We start from the raw sequence: 16179 nt of genomic DNA on the forward strand, positions 1-16179 counted from the left end.
TCCAGAATGATCAAAAAAGAATTAACTGTGCTCAGGGTGTAAAATAACGGACGGAAAAGAAAAAGGGTGGTCCTTTATTAATCAGTTGATATTATTCCTATATCTGAAACTAAGATCTTTTGTTTTTTGATTCTACTTTTTGCAGGGCTGAACTTTTCTCTTCTACAACGCAAAAAATGAACAAGCGAATTTTATATCTTGATCTGGGGGATCTCTTTAAAACTCACAGGTAAACATAAACGCCTCAGCCAGCTTGTCTGGCGGCCCTTCACAAAAGAAAAAAGAGAAATGAATGAGAAATGATACTGAAATTGGTACCGTTTTAGCTCTTTTTCTTCTTTTAAACTCATAAACGCCTACAGCAGCTTTTACTTGCTAATCTGTTGTTTTCATCCTTCTATCTCTTTTTTGTCTTGTTGGGAAAGACCGCTCTCCTGCGTCGAGCGGGACAAGAACGACACAATAAAGCAAATGACATTGTACGGGGCAAAATTCAGGAATTTGAGTCAGACTTATTTTTTCAAAAATATCAACCATGTAAAGAGGGACGACCAGAAAAAGACAAAACAGATTAAAAAATTGTAGTAAAAGTAGAAAATCAGGGAATATAAAGTAATTCCCTTATTTTCCAGATTGTTTAATTTTCTTATTTTCCAGATTGCTTAATTTCCTTATTTTCCAAATTGCTTAATTTCCTTATTTTCCAGATGTTTATTTCAGGATTCTCCTCTTTGCAAAGAATACCGAAGCAAGGATTCCGAGGACCGCAAAGTTACTTTCGAATCCTGGTGTACTCTTTTCAACGTCACCTGTTTGCTCTTCTCCGGTTACTGTCCCGGTTTCTTCCTCTTCAGCCGGAGCAATCACCACATCCCCGAGCTTGTCTCCCGTAATCGCATACTTGGAGAAGCCCGGAGTTTCTGCCGTGAAATAGTAGTATTCTTCGTCTTCATAAGCCATTTCTGTTGCAAGCGCATTCCATTTGTCGTCATGGAACCTGTTTATCGTTATACTGGAGACGTCGATGTTGTTTTCTTCGACCCAGCTCTTTGAGACCCTGAAGTTAAGGGAGGCTCCGTTGATATTGTCTCCACTTTCGAAACGTTCGTTTCCGACCAGGATGTTCATCAGCCGGTAGACTTCTCCTCCGGGAACATTGCCGGAACTTCCTGAATCAAGAGCCTCAATCCTGACAATGACGTTCCCGGAATACTGCTGGGAAGTAAAACTCAGGCCCATTATTCCGGAAGCAGGGTTATTGAAAGTGAAGGTGGCCCTGGATCCTGCAGCAACTCTTTTCTGGGCACTGTCAATACCTGTGACTCCGGTGCTGCTTCCACTTGAAGGAATGTAATTGGGGGAGCTTTTGTGCTTTGTCGTGGTTGTGGAGGGAATTTCCGTAAGGGGCAGGTAGTCAAAGGTTCCGTTTACGATTTCATAGGAAGAGTCGGCAATCCCGTCCCTGTCAGCATCCGTACAGTTTTCGGAAAAACCTGTCCCGCTGGGATTTGCCCAGTAGTTGCCTCCGAGGTACGGGCCGCCGACTATGCTTTCCCCTGAAGTTTTGCTGGTGTTCCAGGTGTTGTTTGCCTCGCTGTAGATGAGGGTGTTGTTTACGTTGTTGAAATAGTTGTTGTAAATCGTGTTATTTCCACTCTCGGGACTTTCCATGCTCCCTACAAGCCCGATGCGAGACACAATTTCAGTCCGGTCCAGATCAAGGGTAAGTCCTGCCAGACTGTTTTCGACCATGGTGTTGCCATAGATCAGGCTGTTGTTCGCATCGTAGAGCACGATTCCGTAAGAATTGCCGGATAAAATATTATCGGCAAGGATGCTTTCTCCCGTTACAAGCAGCCCGATATCACTTCCGTCTACAGTACAGCCGGTAACCGTATATTCGGCCCCCATGCTTTCCTGGAAATTTTCAATAAGGATTCCTCCGGAACTGCAGTTAGTTGCGGAACAGTCGCTGATGCTACAGTTATAGCCATCGTAGGATGCAAGTCCGATCTTGCAGCTTTCAATATAATTACTTTCAAGGGTTGCGTTCACCGGTTCATAGAGATAAATGCCCCAGACCTGAGAAGAGTCTTTTACGGTATTCCCCTCAAGCTTGAAGTCCTCTGAATAATCCAAACCGATTCCATACCCTGAAATACCGGGGTTATCTCCAACAAGAGGAGAGCTGACAAAGGGTAAATTTCCGGATCTATACAGTTCATACTCGCCTGTTACGTTCTGAACCGTGTTTTCCAGAAGTTCTACACCGGAAGAACCTGCTGTATAAATCCCCATATATCCGGCATCCCGTACCGAGTTCCCCACAAGCTCGGCGTCCTGACACCCACCGAGAAGAATTCCTATGCAATCTATCTGGCCAATAATATTGTTCTCAAACCTTAGGTCCTGTGAATATTCGGATAAAACCCCAACTCCGGAGGGTCTCGAGCGCTGTACGAGATTCGAGCTTGTTAGAGTACTTTCCTTTAATCCGGAGTCATATAGTAAGGGTCTATATGTTACGTTTTGGACCTCATTGTCCAGGAGGTCAACACCGGAGGAGCCATCCAGATAAATTCCCACATATCCGGTGTTCTGAACCGAATTGTTAACAAACTCAATATCCTGACACTCATCAAGGAGAATGCCTGTGTTATCTATCTGATCGATGGTATTGTTTTCAACCCTGAGACTCTGTGTATATTCGGATAAAATTCCAACACCATTTGAGTTTGTTAGAGAACTTTTGCTTAATCCGGAGGAAAACATCAAAGATGTACCTGTTACATTCTGGACCGTATTGTTCAGAATATCTACATCGGAAGAATTATACGAATAAATTCCTACATCTCCGATGTTCAGCACCGAGTTCTTCACAAGCACGACATCCTGGCACTCACTGAGTAAAATTCCGAAGTTGCTTGCCTGGTCAACAACATTGTTCCCAAGCCTGAAATTCCGGCAATATGCAAACATGATCCCACAGCCGGACTCCTCCATATCCCCTACGAGGTTCGAGGTTCGAAGGGAATTATCGCTTATAAGTGTATTCTCCTCACCTTTAACAAGGTTTGAGCTTACAGTACTATATTTGTGTTCTCGTATTGAATTCTGAACATAGTTGTCCGTAAACGTGCAGTTCTCTGAAGCGTACATGTAAACTCCATCAATGGAGTTCCTGACACTATTGTCAGCGATAGTTACATTTGCAGTATACAGTAATCCAATTCCGTAATTGGAATTCTCAACCTTGCTGTCCGAGATACTGACATCCTGCAAATATGCAAGCCCGATTCCGATTTCTGTGTTGTTTATAGTGTTGTTGGCCAGATCTGCACTCGTGTTATACAGACTAATCCCATTTGTGACGTTTTGCAGCACAACATCCTTAATTTCAACATCTCCGCAGTTTATGCAGTAGATTGCTCCTGCGTCACTTCCGATTGATGGAGCTGGGTCCCCTTCAAGGAAGTAAATCGGTTTTCCGTCGACAAGATTGCTGGTGTCAATTATGTTTCCGGTGTTGTTGAAAAAGTCATAGTCGTCAACACTGAATCCGAAGTTGTACCGATTTCCGGACATAATATTGTCTTCAAGAGTACAGTTTTTGACATTATCGAGTTTGAGTCCGTATTCTCCTGAACTTACAGTGTTATTCCTCATGACAGTTCCATCAGAATCTTCAATATAGATGCCATAATAAGAGTTTGAAACATTACTGTTTGTCAGAGTGGAGTTTTCAGAATAATACAGACAGACGCCGCAATAAGCGCTTGAAACGTTACTGTTTTTCAGGGTGGAGTTTTCAGAATATTCCAGATAGATGCCGTAATCAACGTTTGAAACGGTATTGTTTGTCAGAATGGAGCTTCCGGCATAATAAAGAAGGATGCCATCGTCGTAAAGGTTTGAGATTGTGTTACCGGAGAGATTGCAATTTTCTGAATAATACAGAGTAATACCATCGTCATAACTATCTGAAACAATGTTATCGGTAAGATTACAGCTATTGGAATTATAAAGGTAAATGCTATCATAACCACTGTTTAAGATAGTGTTGTTGGTAAGATTGCAACTTTCTGAATAATCCAGATAAAAGCCTTCATCTTCAGTATTTGAAATTATGTTATTGATCAGAGTACAGTTTCCTGAATTATACAGATAGAAGCCTTCTTCATCAGTATCTGATATTTTATTATTGGCAAGGTTGCAGCTTCCTGAATAATACAGATAGATGCCTTCATAATAAGTGTTTGAGATGGTGTTGTTGGTAAGATTGCAATTCTCTGAATAATACAGACAGAAGCCGTCTTCATCAGTATTTGAAATTATGTTATCGATCAGAGTACAGTTTCCTGAATTATACAGATAGAAGCCTTCTGCATCAGTATCTGATATTTTATTATTGGCAAGGTTGCAGCTTCCTGAATAATACAGATAGATGCCTTCATAATAAGTGTTTGAGATGGTGTTGTTGGTAAGATTGCAATTTTCTGAATTATCCAGATAGAAGCCTTCTGCATCAGTATTTGAAATTGTGTTGTTGGCAAGGATACAGTTGCTGGAAGAAGAAAGATGGAATCCGTAACTGGTAGAGCCAAAAACCGTATTGTTGATCAGGTTGCATCCGCCGGAACTCTGCACCTGAATAGCACAATCGTTCCCGGAGAACTTATTGTTAGTGATGTTAACCCCTGAAACCCCGGTTATAAAAACTCCCGTATAGTACCCTTCCCCGATAATTTTGAATCCGCTGATAGTCACATTATTGGCAATTACTTTGAAGTTGTGGCTCGGGGAAAGCGTTTTCACAATTGTATCTTCAGGATTTCCGGAAAGGGAACGAATAGTGAGATTTGCTACATCAACATCTATAACCTCCGTATACGTTCCCGGGTAGACAATGATTGTGTCGCCAGACGTTGCATTGTTTACCGCAGCCTGAATAGTTGTATAATTTCCACCGCCTCCGGCGCCCACGTATAACATGGAAGGGGCAGCAACTGCGGTTCCGTTTAAAACAAGAAAAAGAAAACACGTAAGTGTTAGAAATTGTAACTGAGTTTTTTTATGTAGTAAAACCATTTTTTCAGGTCTCCTTAAAACTAAATTTAACCAGCTGTGCATGAAGTTTAATTTTATTTCAGATGAAATATCTACTAAATTTTTATATATTGTATTTTATTAGTGTAATTGATAGTATAAATATTTTGATCCTGAAGGAGACTGCTTGCTAATAAATGGACATCACTGTGCAAAAACGGTCTTGAAAAAAGTATCAAAAATCGAGAAAAATGGTGATTTTCCTTCCCGGAAAGAGGAGGAAATTACAGCCCTTGAAAAGCTACCTGAATATTTACGATATATCAAAATTTCATGTTCATGATGCCTTTGGAAGTAACTGCTTCATCTTCAGGGCTTAAAGTACGGAGTTCACAGAATCTCGTCAAGAGGAAGCATAAATTCATTCCTGACTCTTGATCTTCGCTCTTCAGGGGAGATACGGCCGAAGAGGGTCGGATATTATCGATGATCCGTACATACATTACCAATGATCCTTACATACCCTTTTTCTGCCATTCTCCCGAGGAATATTCATAGCTTCCAGGATTCCGGGCCGGATTTACCCTTTCGTATATACCCGCTTACCTGCTGCCCAGGTTTCAGCAACAACAGGAGGTTTTTTTGGGTCAAGACCGCTCTCGAGGACTACAAGATCCGCAACCATACCTTTTTTCAGCATGCCACGCTCTTTCTCCTGCCCACCGGCGTAAGCGCCACCTGCAGTATACATCCAGAGCCATTGCTCAAAAGGAAGCACCTGATCCGGGAAGATGACATTGCCTTCTCCGTCGCTCATGGTTGATCCCATCACAGAGCCCTTAATCGGGTTACGAGCATCCATAAATCCCCCTGGATCGTCACTGCTGGAAGCTACGATTACTCCACCCTTTACAAGGTCACCGTAGGCGTACCACTTTCCTTCTTCTAACACAACCTGCTTTGTATTTTGCGCCCGGGACAGAAACTGAGGCTGGATGCATGCACATCCGCCCATGGAAGCAAGGCGTCTGATCTGCAGCGCGCTTATGAGGGTCACATGTTCCAGGCGGGGTCGCATTTCAAATCCGGCTGGAGCTCGAAGAGCGGCATTCTCAAATGCCGTAAGCACTGCATCGGTTGTTGCGTTCCCAAATGAGTGGACGCATACCCGGAATCCCTTTTCTGTCGCTGCAAAGAGCATCTCCTCAAAATCATCCCTGTAGCACCCACTGTTTATGGTCTGCCCTCCGATTTTTAGAGAAAAGGCTACTGTTTCCGCTGTTGCCCCGTCAGCGAATAATTTGACAGGGCCCACACGCAGCTTTTCGTCTCCTGTCCCGGTGACCTGTTTCTGAAGCCGATCTCTCAGCCGATTATCAAGAAGGGTCTCTCCATGAGGCATCATCAACACCGAGACCGGAAGCCGTCCTTCGGCGTGGAGCTTCCTGTATGCCGCCTCCGCAGCCGGGGTGACGCCAGGGTCATGGATAGCAGTGATGCCAAATTGGAGAAGCTCTTTAGCACGTGCCTCGATGAGGTCCGCAAGTGTTTCCGCGTCAGCTTCCATAACCAGTTTGAACACAGGAGCCTGAGCATACTCTACGAGCACTCCTGTCGGTGTCCCGTCATTTTCCCGGAAAATAATCCCGCAGCGTGGGTCAGGAGTCGATTGATTGATGCCCAGAAGCCCCAGTGCCCGGGTATTTACTACACTTTGATGGAATGTAGTCTGGATGAGAAGAACCGGCCTGTCGGAGCTGACCTCGTCCAGATCTTTTTTTGTCAGGTCGGCCCCACCCATTCTGGCATCGAACCAGCCGAAGCCGACAACCCATCCTTTTCCCGGTTCTTTTCGGACTTGCCTTCGAATGGCTTCCAGTATGGCTTCTTTTTCCGTCAAGCCTATCAGGTTCGCCCAGGTAGGGAAAAAGCAACCGAATGAGGAAAGATGGTTATGGGAATCAATGAACGCAGGAAGTAAATAACGGCTTTTGAGGTCGCGAATTTCTGCATCGGGAAAAGATTTCAGGATATCCGTGCCACCAACTGCGGCAATACGGTCCCCTCTAATGACTACGGCCTCTGCGTATTTTCGCTCAGAGTCCATAGTGAGTATCCGGCCACCCATGAATGCAATAATTGAATCGTTTTTTGCATCAACAGTGTTTTCCATAATTAATCTCCTGAATGTCTCATTTTTTATTGTTTACTGGTCTCTGACAACAGTTGATAGGATCTTACTCAACCATCGCATGGGCAAAATACGATAAACAGCATACTGGCCGGTTTTCATTGATTCCCCGGAAATAGGCTTTTTTGTAATCCTCACTGGTCACATTGCAAACCCGGGAAAATCCGCGCTTGGTTATGAATTCCTCAATCATTCCTTCTTTAACGCCGAACTTATAAGGCTCTCCCTGCTGTGCCATGTCGCTTGTGGCATTCTTTATTGCCTGCTGATCGCATGCCGTACATCGCACGCCGCATATTCCGTCCGTTCTGTCAATACTGGATTCGTGGACATAATCAAAGATGATAGCGCTCCCAATGCCCGAATTTTTTGCCATAAAGGCCAGCATCTCATCAACGGCTTTCGGCGGGAGGTAGTAGATGAGCCCTTCCATGATATAGACAGTCTTCTGCGACCTTTCGTATCCGTGTTCCAGCAGCCGCTGACCGAAGTCTTCTGTCTCGAAATCAACTGAAACATACTCGACATGATCCGGGAGCGAGCCGAAAATATCTTTTATCTTTCCAATTTTCACACTTTGAGTTTCAGGGTGGTCTATCTCAAAAACCCTGACCTTACCCTTCAGTCCTTCGATTCTGTATGCCCGGGTATCGTATCCTGCGCCCAGGATTACCAGCTGCTCAAGCCCTTCGTCAATAGACCTTTTTACAAAATCATCGAAATATCTGACTCTTGCCGAAAGCGAATTGTGTACTCCGGGAAACGGGGTCCTGGAAGGGTCACGAGCTGCCATTTTCATAAACATCAAATATTGCTGGCTAAGAAAGCGGGAGGCATACGGGTCATAACAGATACGTTCGCCTTCTGGTTTGCAAGATTCGAGAGCTCTAACGAAAGCTACGTTCTCGGCTGTAACACTTGGTCCTTTTTTCTTCTCGCCAGTTTCAAAAGTTTTGTTTTCCGTGTTTTCCGTGTTTTCCGTGTTTTCCGGTTTTTCCATAAAATTTCATCCTCTCTGAACTTGATTCTGTTTTCTTGATCATGATATCCTAATTTTTTCTAACTTTTTTCATCATAGTTAGCCGGCTTTAGTATCAATAATACTTGATAGTAGTTAAAGTTACTCATAAGTAACTTTAGTATTTCATTGGTAAGTTATATATGAGTTAACACTAAAGTTTGAGGAGGTGATTGTGTTGTCAAAAATGCTTCCTGAGTACAGGGAAGAAGCGAAAAAAAGAATTGTTGAAGCAGGGCTGGAGGTAATGTATGAGAAAGGATACTGTAACACTACAATGGAAGATATTGCCCGCCTTCTCGATGTCAGCAAACCCGCTCTCTATCGTTATTTTAAAAATAAGGATGAGCTGGTTATGGAAAGTGCAAATTACCTCCAGACACAGTATCGTGATATAAAGACAACCCGGAACTCGGATTTATGCCCGGTTGATTCGTGGATAGAAATCTTCGATCAAATCATGTCAGATGATATTAAAATACATGCATTATACTTTGAAATTCTCGGGATGACAGTACGCAAACCTGAAGTCCAGAAAAGGTCGGTCGAAGGCATGAAGCGTGGGCTTGATCAGCCAGCCCTTGAAATTGCAGAACAGCAGCAGAAAGGCCTTATTCCGTCCGGGGCAGATCCGCGTACCCTTGCAGTCGCTATTGTGTCGCTGTTCAACGGGATGCGGGTTCTTATTCTTCTGGGCGTTGATTGGGAAGAAGTCCGTTCTCGCTGGATCGAGATACTCCGGAATTTATTCGGAATGACGGAAAAGGGAGAGCAGGCAGAGTGCCCGAGAGATTGTAAATGGTTTGAGGATTGCAATACTGCACCGGAAGCGTAAATATAATATTCAGCAAGAAAAGTTACGATCATGCCCTCCGGAATTCAAACTTAAGAGGTTCTCTCTGCTTGCTATGCTATCCAGGTGAAAATAATGGAGTCGAACGCTTGACAGGAAAAACGAGCGGCTGAATGGCAACGATGGAGAAAAGGACGTTTATTTATACATGTTTCAAGTGTGTGAAGAGAATGTGAAAAAAGTGAGAAAAAAGTGAAAGAAAGAAGTAAGAAGTAAAAAGAGAAGAAAAAACCTATTTACTTAAATGGTTTCATGGGAAAAACCCATGGGAAAATATCATAGACGTGATTTTTTATAGGGCTGAAGCTGCTGTCTGATATATCTTTATAATCAACACCTTTTCCATTCCCACAGTCAATGCCTTCTCTATCACCTTCCAGTTTAACCAACCAAGCATTCCCATTTTTAACGCCTGCGGCTATGTACCCGCCGTCTGAAGTCTGCTGGCCGGAATAGAGCGTGCAATTTGGAAATACTTTTATCCACTCCTGATTGCCTTTGCTGTCCGTTTTAAGTATGAAAGCGCCGTCTTCATATCCAAAGGAATTTGGATTGTCATATATTCCTGTCAGGACATAACCCTCATCAGAAGTTAGCGAGATAGAAAAAGCAGCATCAGTATTTGATCCGCCGAAGGTCTTATTCCACTGCTCCTGACCATATTCATCGGTCTTGATAAGCCAGATATCATAATCAAAACTATTTGTCTCAAAAAAATTTGTCTTATTACTATCAATTGTTCCAGCAATAATATACCCACAATCGGGAGTTTGCCTGACGGGACACGACCATGACTCTACCATTTCAGAATTGTTTTTATTACCAAAAGTATTATTCCACTGCTGACTGCCACTTATATTATATTTAGTTAGTCTGATGTCGGTATCGATGAAAAGCTCATATTTATCATAATCGGGAATCTCATATTCAACCATATCTCCGATTATATAACCAACATCACTGGTGCGTTCAGCCACATACTGAAGATAATCTTCATGGCTTATTTCTTCAGAAATCTTACTCCAAATTTCATTCCCATTCCTGTCGGTCTTTACAAGATAAGACTGATTATAGCCATGAGGAAAAGAATAACCTGATAACACATAGCCACCATCCGAAGTTTGCCTTGCTAGAAAACCCCACTCAGCATAAGTTTCTCCATAAGTTTTATTCCATTCAATATTCCCATTTTTATCCAACTTAATTAACCAGGCATCAGATTGTCCATCTGAACCTTTACCATATGAATCCGTTGTGCCTGCAACTACATAACCACCATCTAAAGTCTGTTCGACACATCTGGAATTATCTTTATCATTTCCGCCAAAAGACCTGTTCCATTGTTCTGCAGGTGCTTCTGCAGAAGCTATATTTGAAACCTGTGAAAACAGAATCAAAATAAGAAAAATCCGGAACACTCTGGATTCAGCATTCTTAGCCATTTTATCACCCAAAAATATACAACGCTAATTCAGCACTCAATGAGACATAATTAGCCTGAACCAATAGCGGACCTTCCGTTCCCTCTCATTATTTTACAGATGTATGTTTGGGTTTGCGATACAGTATTTAGCAAGCGCAATCATCTGGGCACCTGCTGCGCCATAGAGAGAGTTATTTTCCTGTCCACGTGAAGGAGCATTGGAAGCCTCTGCAGTTGTTGACGTTGTCGTTGAATCATTACTCATTTCTTCCGTATTTTCCTCAATAACCGGCACACTGACATTATTCCCGTTCCTGGCTGCTTCCTGTTTCATAGATTTAACAAGTTGTTCACTTTCATGCCAGTTTTTTAAGTTTTCGTCTATCCCATTCTTCAATCTTCGTTCATAAATTGACCAGACTCCTGGTTGTGTTTCGGTTGCAGGTTTGTCTTCCACTACATCAAGAGTGTAGACATCTACAATTATCCGGTGTTTGTCTCCTGTGGTATTGTCCTTTACCACGGTTATTGCCCCTATTTGAGGATAGCTGTATACAACCATCCTCGTTGATTGGATTTCCCCCTCCGGATACTCTTTTTTAGCAACGTCGATTGATTTTTCCATAGTTTTAGTCGCACTAAACGGATATGGGTCAAATTCGACAAGTTGGACAGCCTGTCCTAACCTTTTATCTGCACCAATATCGATTATACCTATTAGTTTATTATCTTTATATACAGAAAATTGGTAATACAATTTTTGACCATTAGGGTCATAAAGTTCCAGCGGTTCTGGGTCAATAGACGCCCCTTTCCATTCGTTAAATTTGGGAAAGTCGGATTCTATAAAAGACGCCGTGTGTGCATTTGCAAGCTCAAAGGCTTCCTTCACAGTTACGGAATAATTAGTTTCAGTCTCTGCACTGGCAGTAGGCACCTGCACCATACCGGCCAGCAATACCGCAAAAAGGAGTGTTCTTATTCCAGTTTTCTTTATGTCCATTTGTCTTACCCCGGCTTATTTCCCGGGAAGCAGGACCGGGTAAATTAAGCTTTAAACATTTGTAAAGCTAACACAATCATGCATATCAGGACATCTGGAGTTCGGATGAACCTGAAAAGTACATTTGAACTCCATAAATTCCTTTTTGTTAACTCCTTATAAGTTTTCTGGCCAGAGTCTCTAACAATCAAATATACGTGAATAATTATGAATTTGAAAGGAAACTAAAAAAGCCAATCTGAGAATTTGGCTGGAAAAACCTATAATTATTTATCCGGAAGTTGCTAATTTATGTGAAATGTGTTAAATCAAACCTGATTTTAACTCCATAAATCGGAGGCAAAACCGTGAGAGAGATTATAAAATATGGAATTTTTTTGGTTGTGGCTCTTTCTTTGTTGACATTAAATGCTTTAGCATTGTCCGATCCTTCAAACGATAGTACTAAACTCGAAAACAATAGCAATGAACCATTTGGTACTAACATATGTATAGACTTCATTTGGTATACCCATGAGGAGCTAAGAGACCACTCCGATACTATTGTAATTGGTACAGTTAAAGAAATACTTCCGCCCAGATGGAATACGGCAGACGGAAAACAACCTCATAAATTACTTTATAAAATTGAATATCCTGACGACATCATTTACACTGACATCGTGATAAGTGTCGATGAATACCTGAAAAACCCGTTATCATCCGGAGAGCTTGTTGTAAGAGTCACCGGTGGGACGATTGGGGATTTTAGCATGACTACAGATGCCGATCCAAGCTTCAATGCTGGCGAAAAGGTTTTGCTCTATCTGAGAAAAGATACTAATCCGAATACAAAGGATATTGGTCCTGAACACTTTATAGTTACGGATTTTTACCGCGGTAAATATTCATTAACCGAGGATGGGAGAGCCATAACCCCTGATGAAACGATTACTCTGAAAGAATTATTGAGTACAATAAATCAAACCAGTAATAACACCGGCGATCTCAAAGCATCAGATAATCAAGTAACAGCAGGTAAGCAAGCAGGGGCCGGTTCTACTATTCAGTCAAAAAGAATTCCTTTCATTAATTCCTTCTGGATGTTTGGAGCAGTGCTTGGAGCAGTTCTGATTGTAAGACGCAGTATAAGACACAGGCAAAAATAAGGCTAAAGGCTATTCATGATCTTATTACGGCTACTATCTTCATTAAGAAGGTAGCACTATGAGTTTATTATAAAGCCGAAAAACCAAAGCATTTTGGAGAGGGGGAGAAAAATGAGTACATATAGCAATGGCATTCTTTTATTCAGGTTCAGGAATGAGAGACTCGAAGTAATGCTGGTTCATCCGGGTGGGCCTATCTGGGCAAAAAAGGACTATGGAGTGTGGTCAATACCCAAAGGGCTGCCCGAAGAGCATGAATCTCCTCTGGACACGGCAAAAAGAGAATTTAGAGAAGAGACGGGTTTTGAGGCTGAAGGCGAATTTATTGATCTGGGGGAGTTAAATCAACCTAATAGAAAAATAGTTCACGTATGGGCTCTTGAAAAAGACCTGGATGTAACAGACGTTGTAAGTAATACATTTCCATTTGAGTGGCCAAAAAACTCCGGGAAAATACAGGAATATCCCGAGGTAGACAAAGCAGGCTGGTTCGATATCGAGCTGGCTAAGAAAAAAATTCGAAAAGGACAGATCGGTTTTATTGATAAACTTATGGATGTTATAAATTACTCTCAGAAAGAAGAACACCTTGACAGGGAAAAAAGGTACAGTCAAACTACATTATTTTAAACGATGACAAAGTTTGATGATCCGAAGAAAAAACTTATAAGACCATAATTACCGTAAACATCTCTTATCGATTTTACTCATGTCAACCACGTCAAAAACTGAGGGGATTTTCACCCCCCAAATACATTATACTTTGAAAAGTTCAGATTTTTTGGAATTCAATCCTTATTTAGTTGCTCTTGCTTTCGAATATATAAAATACAATCTATCAATACGATACCATACAACATCATACAAATATCTGGCATAAGAGAAAGGATAACTCGCCCAAAAAACCAATTTCTTGAAACGCGATAGATCTCCATAACTCTCTACCCGCATGGATTCGCTTAAGAATCCCTTCCAGATAAGAGATTTTTTCATCTGTTTCCATCGCCTGAATATATGGGCTATTATAAGTAAGAAGGTACCAGCGATTGCGAATTGTTTTTTTGTCATTTTTTTCACCCCCAATGACTTAACAACTTTAATAAGCTTAATTAAATAATCTCGAATAGGACAAAATTTTCCTGTATTTAGCTAAGTAGACCTCAAACCAATCTATTTTGGAACTATAATTCTTGTTGGAAAATTATCAAACTCTTTCAAAAAATATGAAAACCTTCTTTTTGATAGTTCGATGCGTTTTACTATGTCTTCCGTTTCCTATAAATTTTTGCTTCAAAAAGATCTTTAAAGTTTTAGAGTGTTTACTCAGCCGAGATCAAACCTATAAAATAATATTTCTTTATGCTTCTGAAACACTTTTAAATTTAACCAATTATCAACTATGGAACCGACCTCTTTTATAGTTAGAATTCAAGCCAATCAAGCACGCTGGTTCGATATTGAGCTTGCTAAGAAAAAATACGAATAGGACAGGTAGGCTTTCTTGATAGACTCATGGATGTTATAAATTACTCCCTGAAGGAAGAGCACTTGAACTAAGAAAAAAAGGTACAGTCAAACTACATTATTTTAAACGGTAGTCAAAAATTCTACGACCTGTAACTCGACATGGATTTTTTTATTTCTATTTCACTTGAGTTAGGAGCTAGGTTTTGTTCCAAAAAATACTTTGGACTGTTGGAGTCCACGTTACAGTTTGGGCCTAAAATAATCTCTTATTCATCATTTTCAAAACACTCTACATCAAAATAACTTTAGACCGACAAAAATAAGTCCACTCTTCAGTTCAAGTGATCAAATCTTACTTATTGTGATCCTAAAACACAGTGAACAAAAAAGCATAGAACTGTAGGATTCTTCCATCGAAAATTATTTACAAAACATCCCCAACCTTTCTAACATGAATTTCGGATTTTTAATCTTTCCAGGTCTCGAAGAACTTGACCTTGTCGGCCCCTGGGAAATAATCTCACTTTGGAGCAAATTTGCCGAGGGTCCTGAGAAATGTCTCATGGTTGCCGAAAATCCCGCCCCTGTGGTCTGTAGCAAAGGGATGTCCATAAACCCTCACGTCACCTTTGCAGATTGCCCTCCACTTGATTTTCTCCTTGTGCCGGGCGGCGAAGGTACACAACGAGAAGTTGATAACCTGTCCCTGATCCAATTCGTTGCCGAGCAAGCCAAACATTGCAAAGCTGTAGTGTCGGTCTGTACCGGCACATTCACCCTTCACCGTGCCGGCCTGCTTAAAAACAAACGAGCGACTACCCACTGGGCTTCTCTCCAGAAGCTGCGGGAATTGGGTGATGTGGAAGTAGTGGAGGAAAGAATCGTAAGGGATGGAGATATCTGGACCTCGGCAGGCATTTCTGCTGGCATTGATATGGCGCTCGCATTTGTTGAATACATGACTGACGAAAAAACGGCGGGCAAAATTCAGCTCGGGGCCGAGTATTACCCATCGAACAGGTCATATGGCGTGATGCACAAAATTCCGCAGGCTCCTGAATATTTGAAGAAAAGGGACTGAATATCCCTCAAAATCTTTCAAAATCTTTCAAAAACCTTTTAAAACATTTCAAAAAATATTAAAACATTACTGCCACGTAACCTCAAGGGGCTTCCTGCGGGGGATTCCGTATACTTTGTACTGCGGGTTGCCGAACATCATCGCATAGGCAAATTTCCTTCCCGAGGGCAGGCCGAGTTCCTTCTGGAGAGGTTCGTGGAACATGGAAGCCGCCGCAACAAAGCCCGCCCAGCAGGTGCCGATTCCGAACGCCGGTGCAGCGAGATCAAAATGGGTGAGGGCAATGATAGCATCGACAGGTGCAATCGGGTTTCCTTCCGGGATATGGGCGAAGAGCAAATGCGGGGCGTCCCGGCAGATGACATCGTGTCCATTTTCCCACGCCGAAACAAATGCAGGTACGTAGCCGCTCATCGGGTGGTCGGTGTTTAGCAAGCTTTTCATCCATTCAATGGTGAGCTCGGCAATTTTCCTGACTTTTTCAGGGTCATGGACAACCAGCCACTGTACAGGCTGACCGTTGGTCCCGGATGCGGCGTAGCGGGCAATATCGAGAACTTCAAGGATTTTCTCCTTTGGTACGGGCTCCCTGGTAAAATGCCGAACAGACCTGCGTTTCTTGAGATAAAACGCTATGTCCTCCGGAGAGATATTGCCTGCACCGGCAGGTAGGGGGATTTTCTCATCAGGGCGGAGGTTCAGTACGAGAGCCTGAGACGGGCAGAAAGCCTCGCAGTGCCCGCAGTAGAGACAGCGTAAAGCATTTGTTTCCTGTACTTGAGGGAGATTAGCCTCGTCAGCCAGATCGACAATACCTGACGGGCACACCTTTGCACAAATACCACACCGTGTGCAAAGATCCTGATTAACAATAATGAGAGTCATAAGTATCAAAACCTGTTAAGGGCAGATACGTAATCAACCCCTTCTAATACAGATATGTAATCGG

11 protein-coding genes are annotated in these 16179 nt (G+C 42.3%); 5 read left to right on the forward strand and 6 right to left on the reverse strand.

The annotated features are described in order from the left end of the window. Positions 1 to 711 precede the first annotated feature (711 nt). A complete protein-coding gene (locus tag ACSAZL_RS05815) occupies positions 712 to 4992 on the reverse strand; it encodes a NosD domain-containing protein (protein ID WP_440947766.1) in 4281 nt (1426 codons plus the stop codon). Between the two features lie 241 nt (positions 4993 to 5233). On the opposite strand from ACSAZL_RS05815, the gene ACSAZL_RS05820 reads away from it, so the two are divergent. Further along, the gene (locus ACSAZL_RS05820; RefSeq protein ID WP_440947767.1) at positions 5234 to 5389 is read left to right on the forward strand and encodes a hypothetical protein; all 156 of its coding nucleotides are present in this window, start codon (positions 5234 to 5236) and stop codon (positions 5387 to 5389) included. 237 nt (positions 5390 to 5626) lie between these two features. On the opposite strand, the gene ACSAZL_RS05825 is transcribed toward ACSAZL_RS05820, so the two are convergent. Further along, a complete protein-coding gene (locus tag ACSAZL_RS05825) occupies positions 5627 to 7219 on the reverse strand; it encodes an amidohydrolase (RefSeq protein WP_440947768.1) in 1593 nt (530 codons plus the stop codon). Positions 7220 to 7283: 64 nt separating this feature from the next. Then, the gene (locus ACSAZL_RS05830; protein ID WP_440947769.1) at positions 7284 to 8237 is read right to left on the reverse strand and encodes an SAM-dependent methyltransferase; all 954 of its coding nucleotides are present in this window, start codon (positions 8235 to 8237) and stop codon (positions 7284 to 7286) included. Between the two features lie 205 nt (positions 8238 to 8442). On the opposite strand from ACSAZL_RS05830, the gene ACSAZL_RS05835 reads away from it, so the two are divergent. Continuing rightward, complete coding sequence (locus tag ACSAZL_RS05835) at positions 8443 to 9090, forward strand: TetR/AcrR family transcriptional regulator (protein WP_440948791.1); 648 nt, start codon at positions 8443 to 8445, stop codon at positions 9088 to 9090. A gap of 254 nt (positions 9091 to 9344) precedes the next feature. Here ACSAZL_RS05835 and ACSAZL_RS05840 read toward each other — a convergent pair whose 3' ends face one another. Next, on the reverse strand, positions 9345 to 10550 hold the full coding sequence (locus ACSAZL_RS05840; protein WP_440947770.1) for a hypothetical protein: 1206 nt from the start codon (positions 10548 to 10550) through the stop codon (positions 9345 to 9347). A 93-nt stretch (positions 10551 to 10643) separates the two neighbouring features. Continuing rightward, entirely contained in the window at positions 10644 to 11534 is an 891-nt protein-coding gene (locus tag ACSAZL_RS05845; protein WP_440947771.1) for a C39 family peptidase, read from the reverse strand. Positions 11535 to 11881: 347 nt separating this feature from the next. Here ACSAZL_RS05845 and ACSAZL_RS05850 point away from each other — a divergent pair, with 347 nt between their 5' ends. From ACSAZL_RS05850 to ACSAZL_RS05860, 3 genes are all read left to right on the forward strand, one after another. Beyond that, a complete protein-coding gene (locus tag ACSAZL_RS05850) occupies positions 11882 to 12682 on the forward strand; it encodes a hypothetical protein (RefSeq protein WP_440947772.1) in 801 nt (266 codons plus the stop codon). 111 nt (positions 12683 to 12793) lie between these two features. After that, positions 12794 to 13312 (forward strand): NUDIX domain-containing protein, encoded by a 519-nt coding sequence (locus ACSAZL_RS05855; RefSeq protein ID WP_440947773.1) that lies wholly within the window; start codon positions 12794 to 12796, stop codon positions 13310 to 13312. A gap of 1288 nt (positions 13313 to 14600) precedes the next feature. Next, positions 14601 to 15230 (forward strand): DJ-1/PfpI family protein, encoded by a 630-nt coding sequence (locus ACSAZL_RS05860; RefSeq protein ID WP_440947774.1) that lies wholly within the window; start codon positions 14601 to 14603, stop codon positions 15228 to 15230. A 66-nt stretch (positions 15231 to 15296) separates the two neighbouring features. On the opposite strand, the gene ACSAZL_RS05865 is transcribed toward ACSAZL_RS05860, so the two are convergent. Next, positions 15297 to 16115, reverse strand: a complete 819-nt coding sequence (locus ACSAZL_RS05865) for a nitroreductase family protein (protein WP_440947775.1) — start codon at positions 16113 to 16115, stop codon at positions 15297 to 15299. Positions 16116 to 16179 lie beyond the last annotated feature (64 nt).

The sequence above is a fragment of the Methanosarcina mangrovi genome (assembly GCF_052057765.1).
Lineage (GTDB): Archaea > Halobacteriota > Methanosarcinia > Methanosarcinales > Methanosarcinaceae > Methanosarcina.